This is a genomic window from Bartonella sp. LJL80 (genome assembly GCF_054871565.1).
The window spans coordinates 319,919-342,949 of sequence record NZ_JBTXLM010000001.1; the positions used below are offsets into that span (position 1 = coordinate 319,919).

At 49.0% G+C, this 23,031-nt stretch carries 20 protein-coding genes and 2 pseudogenes; 4 read left to right on the plus strand and 18 right to left on the minus strand.

The genetic code is table 11. The features are described 5' to 3' along the window. Position 1: 1 nt before the first annotated feature. From ACYSNS_RS01435 to mtgA, 4 genes are all read right to left on the minus strand, one after another. Positions 2-376 (minus strand): RNA-binding S4 domain-containing protein, encoded by a 375-nt coding sequence (locus tag ACYSNS_RS01435; RefSeq protein ID WP_461721344.1) that lies wholly within the window; start codon positions 374-376, stop codon positions 2-4. Then, positions 373-3,282 carry a helicase-related protein gene (locus ACYSNS_RS01440; RefSeq protein WP_461721345.1) on the minus strand — a complete coding sequence of 970 codons (2,910 nt, stop codon included), beginning with the start codon at positions 3,280-3,282 and terminating at the stop codon, positions 373-375. Before ACYSNS_RS01440 ends, ACYSNS_RS01435 begins: the two co-directional genes overlap by 4 nt. A 988-nt stretch (positions 3,283-4,270) precedes the next feature. After that, on the minus strand, positions 4,271-4,450 hold the full coding sequence (rpmF, locus tag ACYSNS_RS01445) for a 50S ribosomal protein L32 (protein WP_461721346.1): 180 nt from the start codon (positions 4,448-4,450) through the stop codon (positions 4,271-4,273). A 199-nt stretch (positions 4,451-4,649) separates the two neighbouring features. Beyond that, complete coding sequence (gene mtgA / locus ACYSNS_RS01450) at positions 4,650-5,303, minus strand: monofunctional biosynthetic peptidoglycan transglycosylase (RefSeq protein WP_461721347.1); 654 nt, start codon at positions 5,301-5,303, stop codon at positions 4,650-4,652. 203 nt (positions 5,304-5,506) lie between these two features. Here mtgA and ACYSNS_RS01455 point away from each other — a divergent pair, with 203 nt between their 5' ends. The 3 genes from ACYSNS_RS01455 to ACYSNS_RS01465 all read left to right on the plus strand — a co-directional run bounded on the left by ACYSNS_RS01455 (position 5,507) and on the right by ACYSNS_RS01465 (position 8,268). Next, entirely contained in the window at positions 5,507-6,358 is an 852-nt protein-coding gene (locus ACYSNS_RS01455) for a polyprenyl synthetase family protein (RefSeq protein ID WP_461721876.1), read from the plus strand. Positions 6,359-6,506: 148 nt separating this feature from the next. Beyond that, entirely contained in the window at positions 6,507-7,685 is a 1,179-nt protein-coding gene (locus ACYSNS_RS01460; protein WP_461721348.1) for an FAD-dependent oxidoreductase, read from the plus strand. Between the two features lie 7 nt (positions 7,686-7,692). Further along, positions 7,693-8,268: an IMPACT family protein gene (locus tag ACYSNS_RS01465; protein ID WP_461721349.1), complete on the plus strand. Its 576-nt coding sequence runs from the start codon at positions 7,693-7,695 to the stop codon at positions 8,266-8,268. A gap of 176 nt (positions 8,269-8,444) precedes the next feature. Here ACYSNS_RS01465 and ACYSNS_RS01470 read toward each other — a convergent pair whose 3' ends face one another. Genes ACYSNS_RS01470 through ispG form a run of 3 tightly spaced genes read right to left on the minus strand, consistent with a single transcriptional unit; the run spans position 8,445 to position 10,578 of the window. After that, positions 8,445-8,819 (minus strand): hypothetical protein, encoded by a 375-nt coding sequence (locus tag ACYSNS_RS01470; RefSeq protein ID WP_461721350.1) that lies wholly within the window; start codon positions 8,817-8,819, stop codon positions 8,445-8,447. Between the two features lie 41 nt (positions 8,820-8,860). Beyond that, entirely contained in the window at positions 8,861-9,346 is a 486-nt protein-coding gene (locus tag ACYSNS_RS01475) for a hypothetical protein (protein ID WP_461721351.1), read from the minus strand. Then, positions 9,343-10,578, minus strand: a complete 1,236-nt coding sequence (gene ispG, locus ACYSNS_RS01480; protein ID WP_461721352.1) for a flavodoxin-dependent (E)-4-hydroxy-3-methylbut-2-enyl-diphosphate synthase — start codon at positions 10,576-10,578, stop codon at positions 9,343-9,345. Before ispG ends, ACYSNS_RS01475 begins: the two co-directional genes overlap by 4 nt. Before the next feature lie 344 nt (positions 10,579-10,922). Between ispG and ACYSNS_RS01485 the strand changes: the two genes are divergently transcribed. Further along, the gene (locus ACYSNS_RS01485; protein ID WP_461721353.1) at positions 10,923-11,213 is read left to right on the plus strand and encodes a hypothetical protein; all 291 of its coding nucleotides are present in this window, start codon (positions 10,923-10,925) and stop codon (positions 11,211-11,213) included. A 68-nt stretch (positions 11,214-11,281) separates the two neighbouring features. On the opposite strand, the gene ACYSNS_RS01490 is transcribed toward ACYSNS_RS01485, so the two are convergent. From ACYSNS_RS01490 to atpD, 11 genes and pseudogenes are all read right to left on the minus strand, one after another. Next, on the minus strand, positions 11,282-12,400 hold the full coding sequence (locus ACYSNS_RS01490; RefSeq protein WP_461721354.1) for a branched-chain amino acid ABC transporter substrate-binding protein: 1,119 nt from the start codon (positions 12,398-12,400) through the stop codon (positions 11,282-11,284). 85 nt (positions 12,401-12,485) lie between these two features. Further along, positions 12,486-12,833 (minus strand): DUF6867 family protein, encoded by a 348-nt coding sequence (locus ACYSNS_RS01495; RefSeq protein WP_461721355.1) that lies wholly within the window; start codon positions 12,831-12,833, stop codon positions 12,486-12,488. Between the two features lie 54 nt (positions 12,834-12,887). Continuing rightward, positions 12,888-13,622: an ABC transporter ATP-binding protein gene (locus ACYSNS_RS01500; RefSeq protein WP_461721356.1), complete on the minus strand. Its 735-nt coding sequence runs from the start codon at positions 13,620-13,622 to the stop codon at positions 12,888-12,890. Positions 13,623-13,624: 2 nt separating this feature from the next. Further along, a pseudogene (locus tag ACYSNS_RS01505) lies at positions 13,625-14,539 on the minus strand (ABC transporter ATP-binding protein); the annotation flags it as partial. Then, a pseudogene (gene livM / locus ACYSNS_RS01510) lies at positions 14,539-16,005 on the minus strand (high-affinity branched-chain amino acid ABC transporter permease LivM); the annotation flags it as partial. The pseudogenes livM and ACYSNS_RS01505, both read right to left, overlap by 1 nt. Before the next feature lie 102 nt (positions 16,006-16,107). Continuing rightward, positions 16,108-17,016 carry a branched-chain amino acid ABC transporter permease gene (locus ACYSNS_RS01515; RefSeq protein ID WP_461721357.1) on the minus strand — a complete coding sequence of 303 codons (909 nt, stop codon included), beginning with the start codon at positions 17,014-17,016 and terminating at the stop codon, positions 16,108-16,110. 182 nt (positions 17,017-17,198) lie between these two features. Continuing rightward, positions 17,199-18,206 carry an HlyD family secretion protein gene (locus tag ACYSNS_RS01520; RefSeq protein ID WP_461721358.1) on the minus strand — a complete coding sequence of 336 codons (1,008 nt, stop codon included), beginning with the start codon at positions 18,204-18,206 and terminating at the stop codon, positions 17,199-17,201. Between the two features lie 41 nt (positions 18,207-18,247). Further along, positions 18,248-19,897 (minus strand): MFS transporter, encoded by a 1,650-nt coding sequence (locus ACYSNS_RS01525; protein ID WP_461721359.1) that lies wholly within the window; start codon positions 19,895-19,897, stop codon positions 18,248-18,250. Continuing rightward, the gene (locus tag ACYSNS_RS01530; protein ID WP_461721360.1) at positions 19,894-20,337 is read right to left on the minus strand and encodes a MarR family winged helix-turn-helix transcriptional regulator; all 444 of its coding nucleotides are present in this window, start codon (positions 20,335-20,337) and stop codon (positions 19,894-19,896) included. The genes ACYSNS_RS01525 and ACYSNS_RS01530 overlap by 4 nt, the downstream gene beginning before the upstream one ends. A gap of 490 nt (positions 20,338-20,827) precedes the next feature. Next, positions 20,828-21,232, minus strand: coding sequence for a F0F1 ATP synthase subunit epsilon (locus ACYSNS_RS01535; RefSeq protein ID WP_461721361.1), 405 nt, complete (start codon positions 21,230-21,232; stop codon positions 20,828-20,830). Positions 21,233-21,377: 145 nt separating this feature from the next. Next, positions 21,378-23,015, minus strand: coding sequence for a F0F1 ATP synthase subunit beta (atpD, locus tag ACYSNS_RS01540; RefSeq protein ID WP_461721362.1), 1,638 nt, complete (start codon positions 23,013-23,015; stop codon positions 21,378-21,380). Between the last annotated feature and the right edge of the window lie 16 nt (positions 23,016-23,031).

The window sequence follows — 23,031 nt, forward strand, 5'->3', positions numbered from 1 at the left end:
TTCACATTTCCTGATCGCGCAGACGCTGCAACTGCCGACGATCGCGTTTTGTCGGACGTCCACCGGCACAAACAGATGCGTGCTGAACAGCCTCTGCAACCGGTGGTGTAAGGTCTTCGTAAAGCGTCTGGGCCTCGCTTGCGGGGCCACGCCTTTCAGCCAAGGCCTTCACTTTATAAACCAGCAATTTACGTTCAAGTGTGATTGTAAGTATATCGCCGATTTTGATTCCGAAAGCCGGCTTATCTACCTTGTCACGATTAACCCGCACTTTCCCGCCGCCAGAAAGACTGGCGGCAAGGCTGCGAGACTTAACCACCCGCGCGAAAAACAACCATTTATCCAAACGTTGTTTTGCCGGGCGCGTATCGGTCATTTTTTCATCTGATCCCGAAGGGCAGCCAATTTTGCAAATGGCGAATCAGGATCAATCGGTTTCGGAGCTGGTTTTGATTTCTGGTTTTTGAAACCTTGCTCGTTCTTTGACGCTTTATCGAAACGCGGCTTATCACGACGGTCCTGATGCCGCTTTGGCCCCTTTAATTGCGGACGCGCAGACGCATTGTCCTGTCTTCTTTTTTGGTTTGCATCGGGTCGTGCACCGCGATGCTCGTGCCGTGGCTGAAACCGCCAAAGCAAAACCGGCTTCACTTCATCCTTAGCGTTCTTCTTAACAAAAGATGGACCTACCGGCTCAGCCGCCGGTGTATCTTCCGTATCGGAAGGCGTTGCAACAGCCCAATCCGTACCAACGGGTTCTGCAGCATGGATATCCGCGACCTTAGTCAAAGCCGCTGGTTCAGGCTGATCTTCCGCTATCTTTGCAGCCACAGCAGCACTATCGCTGAGTTCATGCCGGTAACCGAGGCTTTTTAATATCTCTTCCATATCTTCGGCTGTAGCGCCGAGAATGGACATCATTGCAGGCGTTACAATAAAATGTCTACCATCATATGCGCCATCAGGGCGCGTCCCGCTGCCGGGCTTCCAGCTGAGCGCGGGACGTATAAGGTCAGCCAAACGTTCCAAAATATCGATACGAACCGCGCGGCGTCCCAAAACACGATAACCCGCGAGTTGATAGAACATAGGATCATAAGATGGCTCGACAACAACCGAGGTTCTACCGGCCGATAGAACCTGAAGAACATCGCCGTATCCGGGTAGATCCCGACCATCATTTTTCAAAGCCCATAACATCGTTACGGCTTGTGCGGGAGCCGGCTTCAACATCATTGGAAGGAAAATGTGAAATGCACCAAACCGAACACCGAGGCGACGCAAAGCGGCCCGCGATATCTGGTCGAGGTTTTTCACCTCGTCAGCCACATCTTTTCTAGGCAACACGCCCAATCGCTCGACCAGCTGAAAAGCCAATCCGCGGGTAATCCCTACCAAAGCCTCGGCATTCACCAAATCAAACAGCGGCTTAAGAGCGGTTTCAAAATGGAACGCAACGAAGCGATCAAGCCGTTCCGCCACTTTATCACGTGCAGCACCGGTTAATTGCTCATCTGCCAAGAGCACCGCGCGGGGCTTAAGAAGATCATCCGTTGCGACAAGGCTTGCCAAAGGCTGGCCTATCCAACGCACGACTCCATCCGAACCAATCGCCAAATCGCCATTGGCTGTAGCAGCCAGACGATCAGCGCGTTTGTCAAACTCCGATGCCAGTGCTTTTGCGGCAGCCGCTCTGACGGCCTTAGCATCATTTCCTTCACCGCCAACATCCGCGATAAAACGAAATCCATCAAGTTTTCCCACATGGTGTCCTTCAACGAGAACATCACCATTTTGAGCTATTTCGGCATCCATCATCACATTCTCTCTCAGCCGCCTCATAAGTACGCTTGTTCTGCGGTCTACAAATCGTTTCGTCAACCTCTCATGTAGCGCATCTGACAATCTATCTTCAATTTCCCGCGTCTTTTCTTGCCAGTGTTGCGGATCGGTTAGCCATCCGGGCCTATGCGAAACAAAAGTCCACGTCCGAATCTGTGCGATACGATGGGATAATGTATCAATATCTCCATCCGTTCGATCAGCGCGCGCGACCTGTTCCGCCATGTAATTCTCGTTCACGGCGCCGCGTTTGACCAAATCCCGATAGATGCTGGCGATAATGTCTGCGTGCTGGGCCGGCGCAATCTTGCGATAATCCGGTAGAGCACAGGCATCCCATAGAAGCGCTACCCTTTCTCGCCTATCGGCGAGGTGCGCAATATCATAGTCACGCGACAGAAACTCCAATGCCTGCGCATCGACTGACGGCAATGCGCGAACCAACCCTTCGACAGGTGACGCTGTATCCAGCGAACGACGCAAACCATCCAGACTGGAAAAGTCAAATTCCGCGGTGCGCCATTGCATGACTTTGACAGAATCAAAATGATGCGCTTCGATTCGCTCCACCAAGTCTGCCTCAAGTGGCGCAACGCGCCCGGTAACACCGAATGTACCATCGCGCATATGTCGACCTGCGCGGCCGGCTATCTGCGCCATCTCCGCAGGATTGAGATCGCGAAACTGGTATCCGTCAAACTTCCGCGTTTGGGCAAAAGCCACATGGTCGACATCAAGGTTCAACCCCATACCGATCGCATCGGTTGCCACCAGAAAGTCGACATCTCCAGATTGATACAATGCCACTTGCGCATTACGTGTGCGCGGCGATAACGCCCCCATGACCACCGCAGCACCGCCCCGCTGCCGTCTTATCAGTTCTGCAATGGCATAAACTTCGTCCGAGGAGAATGCCACAATTGCTGTTCGGCTAGGCAAGCGCGTAATTTTTTTTGAACCGGAATACAACAATTGCGAAAAGCGCGGGCGGCTGACAACCGTTACTCCGCGTAGCAGCTTTTCAAGTATGCCTTGCATCGTTGCCGCGCCAAGCAGCATCGTTTCCTGCCGTCCGCGCAAATGCAATATTCTGTCGGTAAAAATATGCCCGCGCTCAAGATCTCCGGCAAGCTGCACTTCATCAATCGCAACAAATGACGCCTTGGTCTCGCGGGGCAAAGCTTCTACCGTGCAAACCGCATAGCGGGCGGTAGGCGGGGTGATTTTCTCTTCACCCGTTACCAGTGAAACCTGATGTGCGCCTATTTTCTCGCAAATACGGCTATAGACTTCGCGCGCGAGAAGCCGCAACGGTAAGCCAATCATACCGCTATCATGCGCCAACATCCGCTCGATCGCCAAATGCGTCTTGCCGGTATTTGTCGGCCCCAATACTGCCGTTACGTCACGTCCAGAAAGGATGAGCGGGGTTTTCCCCATTGCGCACTCCAAATTAACAGCCATGATTGCTGTAACCACAAGCCCAACGGATTAGCGCCTTATGGAAACAGGCGCAAGCCTTGTCATGAGAGCGCTTTTCGCGCCTGACGCTATCCGGCCGGCGCGTCTCAAGCTTTTAATTTGTTGCGGTATCTTATCCGATTGATGATCCACATCAATTGGGAACCGCTCTAACATCCCATTAACCATAAAAATTAACGATTGGAACAGCACCAGAACGAATCAGCGACGAATCGCTGACCTAGCGGTGTTCTCCCTATGTTCTCACTATATGATGTAGATGGAATCATTATGGCGCTAAATGTAGTTTAACTTTTTGTGGCATTTGGCGATATTCAACGCGCAGCGTTAACTTTTGGCGTTCTGTCTTATCCAACCGTCAAAAGGCACCGGGCGAAAGTGTGTCAACATGGACAAGTCTTAAGAAAAGCTGAATAAAAACAATTCAATATCGGGTATTTTATTAACTTCAGGAACAGCAGGGGAACGAATCGGCGACGAATCGCTGACATGACGATGTTCTATCTTTGTTCACACCATATATAGTAGTAACAATGATAAGATAGACTACCATCTCATCGATAATAGAGCATGCGCGATAGCAATGTGCGGAGAATAGGTTAATTTTTATCGTTAACAAAGCGTAAAGCGATGATCGTTCTCAAGCGTCCTTGGTTTTGAAATCATAGTTGATTCGGTCATTTGGATAGTGTTTCGGATAGCAAGAAAGATCGCCAGCTCCGTGCTGGTTGCTGCAGCAGCATCTGCCTGCCCGTTGGTGCTTAGAGCAGTACGACGCATTCTTCGTCCTCGCCAAAGATAAGCACTGATCAACGAGAATACTTTTGAGGCGTCATCAATGTCCAATAATCATAATACGCTTCACACGATCATTACGGGACACTGAACCAGACAACAAAAAACCGGCCAAAAGACCGGTTTTAATGTTCAAAGAATGATGGTGAAATCAATCTTTCGGTGTCAAAACCTGACGACCACGATACATACCGGTTTTCAAATCGATATGGTGCGGACGGCGAAGTTCACCGGAATTCTTGTCCTCAATATAGGTCGGAGCCTTGAGGGCATCAGCCGAACGGCGCATACCGCGCTTGGACGGAGATGTTTTTCGTTTAGGTACAGCCATGGAATTACACTCCAAATTCGCTAAAAACGCATCTATTAAGGTAGCGACAAAGCCACCTTGCCAGACAAAATTGCATAAGGTTTGGCGTGCCTATACACTGATTGGGAGGGTTTGACCAGTCTTCAAGCGCATTTTTTTGATAAACACGGATAAGAATGTCGCGGTATAATTACCAAAACACGCTTATTCCATCAATTGATCATCGTACGCATTGTGTATAGGCACCAGATCGTCGCGCGCGATTCTCGATCAAGCGAGCAAGCCTTGCCAGATTAACTGTCGGGCGTGCTGGATTGCGTAGTTTCGGATTGGGCAATGTGACCGCGAGATAAGCAGCCTGTCTTGGTGTCAAATTCTTCGCAGACCGTTTAAAATAATGTTGCGCTGCTGCTTCGGCACCATAAATTCCCGGACCCCATTCGGCAATATTCAGGTAGATTTCCATAATCCGGTCTTTTGGCAAAATAAAATCGGCAAAGACAGCATAGGGAATTTCAAATCCTTTCCGCAGATAAGACCGGTCATGCCACAGAAAAAGGTTCTTTACCATTTGCATAGTGATGGTCGATGCACCGCGTGAGGGGCCACCATCACGTGTCACGACGGCTTTAAGCTCGCCCCAATCGACCCCATGATGGGAGCAAAATTGGCCATCCTCCGACATCATCACCGCGTAACGTAAATTCGGGGAAATATCATCAAGATAGACCCATTGCCGATCATATCCACGGATAAGCGCAAGATCCTTGATCATGAGAGTTGATACCGGGTGAATAAAAGGCAAGCGATAAACAACGATCAGGAAAGCCGGAAAGACAAACAGGAAAAACAGGACATATGCAAATATGCGCATATTATAGCGCCATTTTGCTCGTCCGTCCGTTGGTTGATCCGCTTGCGTCAAACGTCATGCCTTTCTGCGACCTTTAACCGTTTTAACCCAAAGTATTGACGGCGTCGATTGATTGGTTCATGTCCATGTTGCAAAGATTGAAGGAACGTACAATGGAAGATTTTGCCAATACACTTGCAAAAGATGCACAATTGATTGGTGAAATGTTGGATGCGATGCTTACTGAACGCATCGAGACTGGCGAAATCCGTCGACCGGATTGGCTTTTAAGCGCAATGCGGCACGGCGTACTCAATGGCGGCAAGAGGCTTCGGCCTTTTCTCGTTATGCAGACAGCCGCATTATTTGACGCAAAGCCGCAAACAGCTTTGCGTATTGCTGCGGCACTGGAATGTGTCCATTGCTATTCTCTCATCCACGATGATCTGCCCGCCATGGATGATGACGATTTACGCAGGGGCAAGCCAACCGTGCACAAAGCCTTTGACGAAGCAACAGCCATTCTGGCTGGTGATGCTTTGCTAACATTGGCTTTTGATATTATAGCCGATGATGCGACCGAGTTGAAAGCAGAGACCCGATTAAAGCTTGTTACCGGCCTGTCGCGTGCAGCGGGAATGGGCGGCATGGTGGGTGGCCAAGTGCTTGATCTGCAAGCTGAAAAACAGAAGCCAGATGAAGATGGCATCATCACTTTGCAAGCCATGAAAACCGGTGCACTTATACGCTTTGCATGCGAAGCTGGCGCATTGATCGGCAATGCGACCCATGAAGACCGTGAACGTTTGGTGGAATTTGGTGCGGCAATAGGACTGGCTTTTCAGCTGGCCGATGATGTTCTGGATGTCACGGCCGACACGGCGGCGCTGGGTAAAACAGCGGGCAAAGATATCGCTTCCGATAAAGCAACATTGGTCGCACTGCATGGATTGGATTGGGCAAGGCATCAATTGGATGGCTTGGTTGATCAGGCAGAAAGTCTTCTTTTACCCTTCGGCGAGAAAGCAACGATTTTGCGTCAAGCCGCGCATTTCATCGCCGATAGGAAAAACTGATGCCCACCGATGGCTATGAGGAATGTCGTAGGGTTACAAAACCCAAGGCAGAAACGGATAATAACGTGGTTTGAGTTTGCCCAATACCGGCAAAAGCAAATCATACGCCCAGCTACATATGCGAGGGCAGATCAAGCGGGGAAGCTTAATGGATATTGCGATAGCTGGTATGGGCATGGGCGGTTTATGCCTTGCAGCATTTTTGGCTCGTGATGGCCATAACATTACTCTTTATGACCAGATGGATGAGCCGGGGCCGGTTGGATCTGGCTTCGTGTTGCAACCTACAGGACTTATCGTGCTTGATCAACTTGGCCTTCGTCAAAAGGCTGAAGCACGCGGTCAGCGCATTGAACGGATGTTGGGCAAACTATGCAGCACAGAAAAGATCGTGTTGGATGTCGGCTATCGCAATGGCGATTATGGTATAGCGATCATTCGCTGGGCGCTTTTTGATATCCTCTATCAGGAAGTGCTTCATCATGGCGTTAACATAGAAATAGGAAAGCGTGTGCGCAGCGTCGAGACCGGCAATGCACCGCGAATTATCTTCAAAAACGGTGAAATAAGCCCTAAATTCGACCTCGTTGTTGATGCTATGGGCGCACGCTCGCCGCTGCGACAGGTTGCAGGTCAAGAGCTGCAATATGGTGCGTTGTGGGTTAACCTTCCGTGGCACGACAATGCCGGTTTTGATGCCCAGACACTTGAACAACGCTACCATAAAGCGTCCCATATGATTGGTATTTTACCCTTAGGGAAAGGCGACCGCAACAGTGTGGCCATGACAACCTTTTTTTGGTCTATCCGTCATCGTGATTTCGACGAATGGAAAGCCGAAGGTTTACAAAACTGGATGGAAAAGATCGCCAGCTTCTGGCCACAGGCTTTGCCGTTCATAGAAACGCTGAGTGATTATAAAGACCACATCGTCCACGCCAACTACCGTCACCACACACATATGAAGCCAACACAATCTGGTTTTACCCGGTTGGGCGATGCATATCACGCGACGAGCCCGCAATTGGGCCAAGGTGCCAATATGGCGTTTCTTGATGCACTTGCCTTGGCGCGCTCTTTGCAACAAAATGCAGATCGTGACAATGCGCTGAGAGAGTACATGAAACGCCGCCGTCTGCATATCGCCTATTATCAGTTGCTCAGCTATTGCCTGACACCTTTTTATCAGTCCGATAGCAGGATTTTACCGCTATTGCGCGACTATCTCATCGCGCCCACCTTACGCCGTCGCGGGCTTGTCCATGCAATGGTGGCCTCCATGGTCACCGGCCAAATGTTAAACCCGATCAAAAGTGCGGGACGCTGAGACAGTCATGCCTTTCACCCTCGATGCGCCATTCGAAGCCACGGAAGAGATTAAAAAAAGCCGCTTTCTTACTCGGATATTTCCTATTGTGTCAGAGGAAGATGCCGAAGCAATCCTTCAAGAGGTTCGGCAGGAAGCGGCAACGCATCACTGTTATGCTTGGAAATATGGCCAAAAGTATCGCTTCAGCGACGATGGTGAACCAACGGGAACAGCCGGAAAACCCATATTGAATGCGATTGAGGGGCGCGATTGCGACCGCATCCTTGTCATTGTAACGCGATGGTATGGCGGCATCCAACTCGGCACCGGTGGACTTGCGCGCGCCTATGGCGGCGGTGCAGCGAGAGCGCTGCAACAGTGCAAGCTTGTGGAACTGATTGACTGGGAAACACTGGATTTTCACTGTCCTTTCCATCTCATACCGATCCTACAAAATGAGATTGGAAATTTTCAGGCGACAATAGAACGGCAAACTTTCGATGCCGAAGGTTGTCAATTGACCGTGCGCTTACCGGAGTTTACCGCCAACGATTTCAAGCTTTGGTTGAAAGACCGCAGCGGCGGGCGAATTCAGCTGTAATGCATTAAGATTCTGTTTTAACGCGTATATTTATCCAAAACCAGTCCCCACTTTTCGGTACACGCTTTAGAGCGCTTTTCGACCTGATTGCATCCGGCCGGCGCGTATCAAGCTTTTGATCTGTCGCAATATCTTATCCGATTAAAGAGTCACATCAATCGGGAAGCACTCCAGAACTAACGTTTGGAAATGACCATCGTCAGATCCATGTTTCTTTCCGTATCAGCGATGACAAACTCTTTTTCTATGTGTTGCCCATCACGTTTGACCTCAAGCAATATATGTTTGTTTTGCAGATTATCCAAATCTTTGAAGGCAAAACCGAAACTTCCGTTTTTTTCTGTCGTTCCCCCGGCAATTTTATAGTAGTTTCCGGTCAATATCCGCGCCCATAAAGGCAAATCCTGTTTGATCAACCAAATTGACACATTGGCAGCTTCGACGGGATGCTGACCAGATTGATCACGCTCCAAAATCTGTCCATAAACCACACGGCAGTCTTTGCAGACGTCAATAGGCGTAAACTGCCCGCACCCGGCCAAGGATACCATCAAAAATACCGACGCTAACGGCTTCCATAAAGATGGCACGCTCACAACTCGACCTCATAATCAACATGGTAGATCATTTTATGGCCGTTGCTATCTAAATAGCGGTTATATGGGCCGTTAAAACAACTGTTCTCACTGCCATCCCTTTTCTTGACGACAGGACACAAATTAAAACGCCCCAACGCCCTTAGCTTGCTGGGTGCCTTGAAGATGATAGCGTAGATTCCATGTTGATCGGTTAAAACGGAACCGACCCGTTGTAGATCGGCTGAGTTAACGACTTTATTGTCATTGCTTGCCACTACCCCGCTTCGCCACCATTCTGCTGTAATCGGAATATTAGCGACAGGTTTGTCAGACCCTTTTTCCGTGATCTTACCATAGATCACGACATATTTAGCTGCCGATAGTGCCGATGGGGGCTGAAAGTAATAGTAGCCAAACCCGACTTTTAACGTTGCAAGCAGCATAATAACCCCCATCGCTGCCAGGAACGCGTATTTATGACCCAATAACCAGTTTTTCATTTAAAGCGATTTTCAATATACTCTGCAACCATCTGTTCAAATTCGGCCGCTATGTTGGCCCCACGCAATGTTTTTACCTTTTCGCCATCCACGAAAACAGGTGCAGCGGGTGTTTCACCCGTGCCTGGCAGCGAAATGCCGATATCGGCGTGTTTGGATTCCCCCGGACCATTCACGATACAACCCATAACCGCAACGTTTAAAGCTTCGACGCCGGGATATTTTTCGCGCCAAATCGGCATGTTTTTGCGAATGTCTCCCTGAATCTTCTGTGCCAATTCCTGAAATACCGTTGATGTCGTACGGCCGCACCCCGGACAGGCAGCCACAATAGGAATGAATTGGCGAAAGCCCATCACTTGCAGCAATTCCTGACTTACCTGCACTTCGCGTGTTCTATCGCCACCGGGCTCCGGTGTCAGCGAAATACGTATTGTGTCGCCGATACCTTGTTGTAACAGAATGCCCATAGCGGCAGACGAGGCGACAATACCTTTGGTGCCCATTCCGGCTTCCGTCAAACCAAGATGAAGTGCATGGTCGCAACGTTCCGCCAGCATCGTATAAACAGCAACCAGGTCTTGCACCTGACTGACTTTGGCCGATAGGATGATCTTGTCGCGCGGCAGGCCGATATCTTCTGCCAGATGGGCAGAAATCAGTGCTGATTGCACGACCGCCTCTCGCATCACCTCTTCAGCCGATAGCGGGCCACCCTGCGCTGAATTCTCATCCATCAGTCGGGTAAGAAGTTCTTGATCCAGCGACCCCCAATTCACACCAATCCGTACGGGTTTATCATGCTTGATAGCAATTTCGACAATATCGCTAAACTGCTTGTCGCGCTTGTCACGGAAACCCACATTGCCGGGGTTGATCCGATATTTCGCCAAGGCTTGCGCGCAGGCAGGATGGTCGGATAATAGTTTGTGGCCAATATAGTGAAAATCGCCGATCAGCGGAACATCAAGCCCCAATCGCTCCAAACGTTCGCGGATTTTCGGCACAGCGGCGGCTGATTCGTCACGATCAACGGTAATACGCACCAATTCAGAACCCGCCTTGGAGAGTGCCGCCACCTGAGCAACGGTCGAATCGATATCGGCTGTATCCGTATTTGTCATTGATTGCACAACAACGGGATTGTTGCCGCCCACCGAAACATTGCCAACATTGACTGCGACAGATGTACGCCGTGGAAAAGGTTTGGAGAAATATGGTTGCGTATTCATTTTCGGCTGAGTGTCTCTATCTATCTTTAAAACGCTTATAAACAATCCAAATGTATTTGTCGTCGTTGTTATTCAATATCCACGGAACCAAACCGAACGTTTTAACTCAAAGCCGTCCTTAAACGGCTTAAATCAAACCCAAATGCACGACCAAAATTCCCATATCACTGTTTCATGTCAAGTTTTTTACCGTTGTTTGCCTCTCAACCAAGAAATTTCACGCAACGCCCGATTCACGTGAAACCGCCATGCCAATGGAACAAAAATCCACATGGCGCGTTATCGGATCATCAATAACAAGCGGCCTTGTCTAGAATGATGCGGGGCCTTTTTTAAAGGAGAAAATGATGGGAATGTTCCAAGGCGACTGTCAAACAGGTCACAAAGCAAAAAAACGTATTCATCAACTGAAGCGCGAACTTGCCTCACTGACTGGTGACCGTCAGTGGTCTGATATGAATTATGACACTGGCGAAGTTGCCGGAATGATTAAAGAGAAAGGCCGACAGGCTTTCAATCAAATTAGTGATCATGCCAGCGAGATGAAAGAAAAAGCCAAGGACAATCCCAAAACCGCTTTGGCTGTGATTGCCGGCATCGGCCTTGCAGCCTGCCTCCTGATGCGGAAGAACTAAGATCCGGCTGAAAGGTTTCAGTTTTAGAAGCGCTTGCTTTGCGGCAAGCGCTTTTTTATATTTTTGTGTCAGTCTTCGACCTGAGCATAGCTATAATTACCTTCTGGTGTTTTATACCAGCGATTTACAACATATCCTCCACCTTTCGGATCACCTTTATCATCAAAAGCAAGGTCTCCAAGGGCAGTCTTAAACGGCCCATGAGCTTTTAAATAGGCTGCAACTTTTTCAGGGTCTTCACCTTCTGCCTCAATGCCATATGCAAATACCTGAATAACAGCGTAAGAATAAAGCGTATAGGCCTCAGGCTCGAAACCGCCGTCACGAAAAGCTTTTACCAGATCTTCGTTTCCGGGGATGTTGCGCGGATCCGCGGTGAATGTATTCAAAACACCAATAACGGCGTCCTGTGCAGTGGCAGCCAATTCATTGCTGGTTATTGCATCACCGCTCATAAATTGAATTTTGACATTCTGTTCGGCCATCTGACGCAGCATCAAACCCGCAGGACTATAAACACCGCCAAAATAGATGATATTGGCACCGCTTTGCTTGACCTTGGCAATAATGGCGGAAAAGTCCTTATCTTCGACATTCACGCCATCGAAGCTCAGCTCCTTGATGCCGAGAGCGTTAAGCTTTTTCTTTGTCTCTTCTGCCAGACCTGTGCCATAAGCGGTTTTGTCGTGGATAATCGCAATTTTCGGATCAGGAAAATGCTTCTTGATATATTCAGCGGCAAATGTTCCCTGCATATCATCACGTCCGCAGGTGCGAAATTGCATAGGGAATCCCATTTCCGTCAATTTCGGATTTGTCGCACCGGGCGACATCGCCAACATTCCGTTTTCATCGTAAACGCTGGCAGCAGGAATGGCACTTCCCGAATTATAATGCGCGACAACAAAATGAACGCCTTCGCCAGCCAATTTATTGGCCGCAGAAACTGCCTGTTTGGGGTCCGAGGCATCATCGATAATCTCGAGCACCATTTTTTCGCCTTTGATGCCGCCCTTATCATTGATGTTTTTGACGGCCATCTCGGCTCCGTGTTGCATTTGTGAGCCGATCGCCGCATTGGGGCCGGTAATCGGAATGACAACGCCAATATTTATATCGGCCCACGCACCGCTGCTGCACGCCAACAGACCGGCAGCCGCTATCCCTGCAATGAATTTGCTTTTCATGTCTATTCTCCTCTGTTCCCCTTACATCCAACATGTAAGAATGCTTTTTACCGGTATTTTTTCCGGCTTATGCGTAAGTTTACGCTTATTTTTGGCGCCATGAAAATGGCGAAGACTTCTCGTAGATCCAGCTATATTGCCGCACCATCTGCTTCGTTCGTGTATATTGAAATCCCATAGCTGAAAACGCCAGCAATACGACGAGATCCACCAGATAGTAATGGAGTGACATCAACGTACCATTAAATGGCGGGATATAATGGATAAAGCGTACTGCCGCTGCAAGCGGCAACATATAGACAAGAGCGATCGTACGTGTACGCCACGTCAGTGCACAAGCACGTCCCGTCATCCAAGCGGCCCAACCGCCCAACAGACACGTCACCAAGATAAATACAAAAAGCGATGATTCTTCGTAGATGATGCCTTGCATGTCCATTCTCCCTAGAGCATGCGCCCATTTGCGTTTTCGACCATCAAAGCCATATTAGTGCCTTCCTCCCTCAAGGTATGCCGCGCGCACTTGCGGGTCCGCCAATAGCTCTGCACCTGATCCGCTCATGGTTACCTGACCATTCACAAGCACATATCCACGATGGGCAAGTTTTAAGGCCCCGAAAGCATTCTGTTCAACCAGAAATACCGTCAAGCCGGTTTCGCGATTAAGCGCACCAATCGCCTCAAATATCTGTTTGACAATCAAAGGTGCCAGCCCAAGGGAAGGCTCGTCAAGCATCAATAAACGCGGACGAGCCATCAGTGCACGGGCGATTGCCAGCATCTGTTGTTCACCGCCCGATAAAGTCCCGCCACGTTGTTGCAGACGTTCTTTTAACCGCGGAAACAAGGTAAACATTTTCTCGACATCTTCGTCAAAATATTTGAGATTATCGAGGCTGGCACCCATTTGCAGATTTTCCAGAACAGTCATGCGCGGAAATATCCGCCGACCTTCCGGTGATTGGGCAATACGCAATCTGGCAATGTCATGCGCCTCCATCCGGGTTATATCCTGCCCGTCGAACAGGATACGTCCAGACTTGGCACGCGGCTTGCCGAATACGCTCATCATCAGCGTGGATTTGCCGGCACCATTGGCACCGATCAGAGTGACAATTTCCCCTTGCCGCACTTCAATATCGACACCACGCAAGGCCTGTATGGAACCATAAAATGTTTCGATCTTTTCGACTTTCAGAAGCGTATGCGCTTGTTCGTCCATCAACGCTTCTCCTTTTCGTGCGACGGTACTTTTTTGACGATATCCTCAACAGCGGCATCCGTCGGGTCGCCAGCACCCACTTCCCGTTCAACCTCGATCAGTTGTTCGACTTCGTCATCTTCTACACCAAGATATGCCGCAATGACCTTCGGGTCATTTTGAACATGGTCAGGTGTGCCATCAGATATTTTAGAGCCATATTCCAACACAACGACATGATCGGAGATTTCCATCACGACCGACATATCGTGCTCGATCAGAAGGATGGATGTCTTTTCCACGTCACGTATGTGCAACAAGAGGTTGTTTAACTCCAGAGATTCTTTTGGATTAAGACCGGCAGCCGGTTCATCAAGACATAGAAGCTCAGGATTGGTACACATGGCGCGTGCAATTTCCAATCGCCGCTGATCACCATAGGGAAGATCACCGGCTGGATCGTCAGCACGGTCCACCAAATTGATCTTTTCCAACCACTGACGTGCTTTTTCAATGGCCGTCTTAGCCGCCCGCTTATAACCGGGCAAACCGAACAATCCGAAAAATGTCATGCCCGATGCGCGCATAAGCTCATTATGCTGTGCAACAAGCAGGTTTTCCAATACGGTCAGCCCCGTGAACAGGCGTATATTCTGAAAGGTTCTTGCAACTTTTGCTTTTTTCGTGATTTCAAAATCGCCAAGACGTTCGAGCAGCAGGGTCTTATTTTCGTTCGTCTTGAGCGACAACATGCCGCCGGTCGGTCTGTAAAATCCGGTGATACAATTGAACACCGTAGTTTTGCCAGCTCCGTTCGGGCCGATAAGCGCGGTGATCTTGCCGCGTTCAACATTAAAGCTCAAGTCATCGACGGCGACGAGACCACCAAACTCCATGCGTAGATGCATGATTTCCAGAAGAGTATTATCTGCATTCATCAGCCATGCCCCTCCTTGGTAAAGTCACCGGATATGGCTTTTCTTTCCTTCAAGAATGCACTTGGCTGGCGAGTACCAACGAAACCACGCGGTTTCCAGACCATCACGCAAACCATAGCCAAACCAAACCACAACATACGATATTGCTGCGGATCGAAGTCCGGTCCGAACACCATCTGCAATGCTGGTACATCGCGCAGAACTTCCATGCCGCCAATCATCACGACAGCTGCAACGGCAATGCCCCCCAGCGAGCCCATACCGCCAAGAACCACGATTGCAAGAATGATGGCGGATTCGTCAAAAATAAAGCTTGTATAGTCGGCACGTCCCTGCCTTGCTGCAAAAAATGCCCCGGCAAAACCGCCAAACATCGCGCCAATGGAAAAAGCCGACAATTTGGTTGTGACAGTGTTTATACCAAGTGAGCGACATGCGATTTCATCCTCACGCAGCGCTTCCCATGCACGACCTATCGGCAAGCGTCGTAAGCGGATAACCACCCATGCGGTTATGATGACCATGACAAGAATGACGTAATAGAGAAATATCTTATAATGTGCAGCATGGAAATTTAATCCGAACAGCGCTGCGAACCCGCCATCACCTCGAATAAACGGCACACCGAAGAAGGTTGCTTTCTGCACTGAAAGACCTGATGCACCACCGGTTACCGGTGTCCAATTCTGCAAGATCGTGCGAATGATTTCGCCAAAGGCCAACGTGACAATGGCAAGATAATCTCCGCGTAATCTTAAAACCGGAAAACCCAACATCACCCCCCAAAGGGCAGCAAAAATACCAGCAAGAGGCAGACACAGCCAGAACGAAAACCCGAAGTGGTTTCCTAAAAGCGCCACGGTATAGGCACCCACCGCATAGAATGCAACATAACCAAGATCCAGCAATCCGGCCAGACCAACAACAATATTCAATCCCCATGCCAGCATAATGTAGATAAGAATCTGAATAGCGTAGTTATCGATCCATTTTTGCGACTGGGCCAGATTATCAACCACGAATGTCGTGATAAAAAATGGATAGAGAAGCAGGAAGGCCAGAATAAATCCGGGTGCGTATTTGCGAACACAAGGCGAAACAACGCTGATTGTCGATTTTATCGATGTCTGAACGCCTTTCGAATAAAGCAGTATAGAAGCAATCAAAAGAACAGCAACAAGAATAGCGCCAGCAATCATCAGCTGACCCGTCTGTGCTGATAGGCTGTAGTCCGACGTTCCTGATTTCAGTTCGTAATAAATCCAGGCACGATAGGCGACAAACAGAATAGAGGCAGGAAACAACGCCATGATGGCGCCCTTCATGCCTCCACCGAATATGGACCATGTGAAGCGGCCGAAACCGGCTATCAAAACATAGTTGAACAAATAGCCGATTTGCGGCGTCAATGTCATTTCGTTCTTCAAATTCAGATCGGCTCGAAAGCCCACGATAAAAACGAAGAGAAGGAACGCAATGGCTGCCGTTATTATCCCTTCACGCAGGGCCTTTCCGACATTGCCAACCATACGATCCTGAGAGGATTGCATATTGATATTGGCCACAGCTTAAACCTTTTCGACTTCCGGACGCCCAAGAATACCGGACGGCATGAAAATAAGAACAATTGCGAGAATGGAAAAAACGGCAACATCTTTATATTCGGGCGGAAAATAGGTTTGCCATAGAGCTTCGGTAAGACCGATCAGCAGACCACCAAGCACCGCACCGGGCAAAGAGCCAATACCGCCGAGTACCGCCGCTGTAAACGCCTTGATACCGGGGATAAAGCCATCGGAAAAATGGATCTGGCCATAATTGACGAGATAAAGCGTGCCGGCAATGGCTGCAAGCGACGCACCCATGATGAAGGTGATGGCAATGGTGCGATCAACATTGATACCAAGCAGCGCCGCCATTTTACTGTCTTGTTCAACAGCGCGTTGGGCCCGTCCCAACGACGTTTTACTGACGATGTAGGAAAATATAACAAGCAGCACGACGGTAACGATCACCACCAGCAGTTGTTTGTTCAGCACGAGAACGTCTGTCCCAGGAATTGTAAAGTTTCCTGTCACCATATCAGGGATGGGCTTGTTGCGCGGGCTCTGCTCGACCTGCACAAAATTGCGCAGAACAAACGACATGCCGATCGCGGTAATCAAGGGTGCCAAACGAAAGGAACCACGCAGTGGCCGGTAAGCCACACGCTCGATGACCCAGCTCCATACCGATGTAAATACCATCGATATGACGAGCATGATCAAGAGTGCCAAGGCGATAGGCACGGCTGCCGGCAAGGTCAGCAACATCATAAAAACGATCATGGCGATAAACGCCCCGATCATGAAAATATCACCATGGGCGAAATTGATCATGCCCAGAATGCCATAAACCATCGTGTAACCGATGGCTATCAATCCATAGATCGCACCCAGTGCCAATCCATTGATAAGCTGCTGAAGAAAATAATCCATTCAGAGTATGTCCCCTATGTCATTATTTCTATTTTTGCCACAGACTACCAACTGCGCACGCGAAAGCAATGTCTTTTTTACCGGAGCGGTTAAAAAAGATGAATTTTATGGCATTTTCTTAAGTTGCTTATTTAAGCGACATATTTTTCAGATAGCGCATTTCATTGGGTAGCTCGAAAGTTTTAATGCGATGGATCCTTGGATGTATCGACATGGGTTATCACAGACATCCCTGGAATAAGCCTATCCATGTCCTTCTGATCGGGGTCCAGTTCGATACGAACTGGTATACGTTGCGCCACTTTGGTGAAGTTTCCAGTCGCATTATCGGGTTTTAAGACCGAAAATTCGGATCCCGCCGCGGGCGAAAACCGCACAACATGACCATTCAGGCGCTGGCCGTTAAGGGCGTCGACGGAAAACACAACAGGCTGGCCGACTTTCATATTCGCCAATTGTGTTTCCTTATAATTGGCTACGATCCAAATTTCATCAGGAACGACAGCCAATAATTGTGTACCTGCCGACACATATTGGCCAAGCTTTGCGCCGACCTCGCCCACTCGCCCATTGCGGGGCGAATAAATCTTCGTGTGGTCTAGGTCGATTTGCGCAAGTTCTACTGCAGCTTGTGCACTTTCCACATCGGCCTGCAGCCCCTCACGATCAACAATAATTTTCTTCAACGTCTGTTGCTTGACCTCCAAAGCCGCGCTCGTTTGATCAAGATCGGCACGGGCGGAATCCTCGTCACTCTGCGATGAAACGCCTCTTTTGGTCAAAGGCTCTATACGCTTCCAGTTCAACTCTGATTTGACGTAAGCTGCCTCAGCAGATCGTATATCGGCTTTTGCAGATTCTTCCTGCTGATAGGAACTGGCCAATGATGCTTTTTTAGAATCGAGTGTCGCCCTGGCCTGATCAAGCTTTTGCTTAAAGATACGATCGTCGATTTGGATCAATAATTGCCCCTCCTTGACCCGTTCGTAATCTTTAATTTCAACCTTGGAAATATTGCCCGCCACCTGAGGGCTTATAACCGTGACGAAACCTTTGACATAAGCATTATCAGTTGTTTCAATACTGCTGATAAAGGGAGGCAGTTCCCACGCCCATAATATCAGCAATATCCCGCAAATGCCGGCAATAAAGGACACCGCTGTCGCTTTTGATCGCAAAAATTTAATCATTTTGTTCAATCCGCATTATATTCATGGACACTCTTCCTAGATCAGGCTGTCTGTATGATCGCATCGCTCGACCGGTCACGCCAGTTACGATAGGCCGTAAAGCCCATCTTTATCAGCAATATGATTAACACCGCCAATGCTATGCAGGCATAAAGCCTGAAAACATCGTTATAAGCCAAGACATTCGCCTCCAAGGTCGCCTTTTTTCCCAAAGCAGCCAATCCCTCGGCGTTTATAAGGGTCTGATCACCAAGCACATGGGAGTAAGATGCTGACAGCTGTTTGACTTCGGCTGCGACAATCGGATCGCTCATGACGATTTGCTGACTCAATATATTTGAATGGTACTTTTCAAATAGGATTTGCATACTGCCAAAAAATGCCGAGCTCATCAGTCCGCCCGTACTTTGAGTGAAGAGAAAGACCGCGATGAAGCTCAGTATGTAGTTGGGACCGCGAGCTATCGCCGTTGCCAAACCCTTGGACATTGACGGTGGCAGGAAAAGCGCATAGCCGAACCCGATCATACCTTGGCTCAAAATCATCTGTTCCGGTCTGGTCAGATTTGTTGCATGACTATCCATGAACGAACCCACAGCCAGCATGATCAGCGCTACAACGTGAAAGATATCTTCCCGACCCGGCTTAAAAAACGCGGCGCAGGTAAACCCGCCGACAACCGTCCCCACCACGACAGAGATATACATCGGGGCCATTTCACGGTTGAGCAGACCAAAAAGATTGAAGAAATTTGCAGCCAGCGTGGATTGCTCGGACAATAATATCCTGAACATCAAAAGAACGACGGCAATATGCAGCATTTCCTTGCTGAACAGCCAGCGTAAGTCGATCAGGGGATTTTTTCGATTGAGTTCGATGATTGCTGCCACCATGAGACACAGCGCCGCAAAAGCAAACCACCACCCCATCCATTCAACATCGCGCCACCAATACAACTTACCTACCGGCATAATCGCCGCGTTGATGCCTAAACCGACAGCTATCAAGCCATAGCTGACAAAATCCATCTTCTCGATAACTTTAGCGCGCGGGATTGGTGTTAAAGGAAGGGAAAAAATACAGCCGAACCCAATCAGCGCCAATCCCATTTCCAGCGCATACAGCCCGTGGAAACCGGCATGGTCTATCAACGAAGGTGAGACCAGACGCGAGAGCGGCACCGCCAAGGCCACATTCATCAGGTTAAGACTAAGGCCAACGGTACGTTTTTTTGCCGGTGCAAATGCCTCAATCATATAGAAAAAGGCGAGCGATGACATGGGCGCCGCCGCCATACCCGCAAAAAAACGTACGATTAAAGCTGATTGCAAATCGGTTACAAACAGATGCAAGGTACATATCAATAGAAAGCCGATGATGGACAGTTCGGCAAATGCGCGTAACCCAAACTGGTTACGAATTTTAATCAACATAATCGAAAGACTGACATTAGGAGCCATATAAGCTCCGACAAGCCATGTTGTCTCTATCGTCGTTGCGTGAAAATATCCCGTTAGCTGGTTGATGTTGGACTGCACCATATTTGCACCCAGCCCATAAGCCCACTGCAAAATACATGATGCAAAAATATAGATGAAGCACTTGTGTAAAGGCCCCGCAAAAAACTTTCCCGGATTAGGAAAAGGCGGCTGACGCTCATCATCAGGTACTGGTAGGACGCCTTCACTCATAGACGCGCCTCTTTTTCTATCGTATCAGCCATATGATCAAGAACGGATAGTGCTGCAGCCATGTCCTTATTGGCAATGCCGGCCATCACATCGCGTCGAACCTCAGCGGCAAACACTTCTATACCGTCGACCAATTCGCGTCCTTGCCGCGTCAGTGTCACAAATTTCGCACGCCGGTCATCAGCAGATACATCCCGGGAAACCAGGCCTTGCGCCTCCAATGCATCGATAATACGCACAAGAGTTGCGTTCTCGATTTCCAATTCTTCCGCGAGATTCTTTTGATAGAAATCATCTTGATCTTTTAGAGCCATCAACGCACGCGCACGCGCCAGCGTCAGACCATGGCGACGTATTCGGGCGTCAAATAAAATGCGCAGCTTACGACTGACCTTCAGTAAAAGGTCGACGAATTGCGCCTGATTTTCTGCGGTTTTCATTTCTTTGTTCCAGAAAACTTTTTATGTAGCGTGCTAATTATTGTTCCACAGCATATATGAGCAACAACATCTAATGGCAATTCACATCGTCGTAAGTCACAAAGGAGTGAATGTTTCTTCAAGAACTTTCGTTACTGATATCAGATGAATGTATCAATCTGGGGCGACATCGGCGTTCCCCAGAGATAGTTACCGCATTCAAGAGGTGACCAAGTGTCGCTTGCAGACTTTCTGATACTGCTTTCCGAACGCCCTTCTGTGTTAGAAAAGGGTGTATTCAAACCCAAATGCTTAGGGTTTTTCGGACAGTTCCACGGCGTTAAGTTACAAAACAGTATGTCGGTAAAAATCGCGATATCAATTGCAGCTTTCTAAAAGCTGCGTCGAATATAAGGCAAAATTTCGAATAGAAAGCCCTGTGTGCGATACAGAAAAAAAAGGGGGCAGACATTGGTCTACCCCGTTTAACGATACACTCTTCTTGATGAAATCAAGCCATTGTAAGGACGCCGCTGACTGTGGTCAACTGATGAAGAAAGTCTTCCGCTTTGTTACGGGCTTCATCACCATTTGCACCGTCAAGCGCATTGCGTGCATCTGCTATCCGTTGCTCCAGATCCTTTTGATCGAAGGATTGTACAGGCACTGCTGATTCTGCCAACAGAGAACAGCCCGTTGGGGTGATATCTGCAAAACCACCATAAACAACAAAAGACTTTTCACCCGCTGCGGATTTGACTTTTACTACGCCAGGCACAACGCTCGTCATCATGGGAGAGTGGTTTGGCATGATGGTTACGTAACCTTCACTGGCAGGCAGGACAACCTCCAATACATCCTCTGATAGCAGCAATTGCTCAGGGGAGACCAGTTCGAACAAGAAAGTTCCAGCCATATCCAAAATCACCTTACTTTTGAATTCGGTTTTCAAAGCGCTTCAAATTGAATGAGCCTTGAAAGGTCTTTAAATGCACCAATAATTGATGGCGCGGTAACAAGAAAGGTTCTGCCACGATATGCGTAGCAGAACCCTGTTTGCATTAGGCTGCTTCGGCTGCCAAACGTTGTGCTTTTTCAATCGCTTCATCCATAGAACCAACCATGTAGAAAGCTACCTCTGGCAAATGATCATATTCGCCGGCGCACAAGCCTTTAAAGCCCTTAATCGTATCTTCCAAAGCAACAAGCTTACCAGGCGAACCTGTAAACACTTCAGCAACATGGAAAGGCTGCGAAAGAAAACGCTCAATCTTACGAGCACGCGCAACCGTCAACTTATCTTCTTCAGAAAGTTCATCCATGCCAAGAATAGCAATGATATCCTGAAGAGACTTGTAGCGCTGCAAAATGGTCTGGACTTGACGCGCCACTTCGTAATGTTCCTCGCCAACGACCAGCGGATCAAGCATACGCGAAGAGGAATCAAGCGGGTCAACAGCAGGATAGATACCTTTTTCGGCAATCGAACGGGAAAGAACCGTTGTTGCGTCCAAGTGGGCAAACGATGTTGCAGGTGCAGGATCGGTCAAATCGTCAGCAGGCACATAGATAGCCTGAACCGATGTAATCGAGCCCTTGGTTGTTGTTGTAATACGTTCCTGCAAAGCACCCATATCGGTTGCCAAAGTCGGCTGATAGCCAACAGCAGAAGGAATACGGCCAAGTAGAGCCGAAACTTCCGAACCGGCCTGGGTGAAGCGGAAGATATTGTCCACGAAGAACAAAACGTCCTGACCTTCGTCACGGAAGCTCTCCGCTACAGTCAAACCAGAAAGTGCAACGCGGGCGCGGGCGCCAGGAGGCTCATTCATCTGACCATAAACGAGAGCACATTTGGAACCTTCAGCCGAACCACCATTTTCTTTCGGATCGACATTCACATGGCTTTCAATCATTTCGTAGTAAAGGTCGTTTCCTTCACGGGTACGCTCACCAACACCGGCAAAAACCGAATAACCACCATGCGCCTTGGCAATATTGTTGATCAACTCCATGATCAAAACTGTTTTGCCAACGCCGGCACCACCAAACAGACCAATTTTACCGCCCTTGGCATAAGGAGCGAGAAGGTCGACAACCTTAATACCGGTTACCAGAATCTCTGATTCCGTTGATTGTTCGACATATTCGGGTGCTGGCTGATGGATCGCACGGGTTTTTGTTGCTTTGATCGGACCAACTTCGTCAACCGGCTCACCAATAACATTCATGATACGACCCAACGTCGCTTCGCCGACAGGAACAGCAATCGGCGACCCGGTATCAACAACCTGCTGACCGCGAACCAAACCATCGGTCGAATCCATAGCGATTGTACGCACGGTGTTTTCGCCAAGATGCTGTGCAACTTCCAAAACAAGACGGTTACCGAGATTTTCAGTTTCCAGCGCGTTCAAGATTTTCGGCAGATGACCATCAAACTGAACGTCGACAACAGCGCCGATGACCTGTTTAACGCGGCCCAAGACACCTTGTTTGGTATCAAGCTTGAAGCTTCCACCAACGGTCGCCTTCACTGCCTTTGCGGGTGCGGCGGCTTTCTTTGCCGGCGCTGCTGCCTTGGCGGCGGCTGGTTTTGCAGCTGCCTTGGCCGCTACCGTTTTGGTAGCTGCTTTTGCCGGTGCTTTTTTCTCTGCAGCCTTTGAGGCCGCTGTCTTTGGGGTCGCTGCTTTTGCCATCGATCCTTACCTTCCA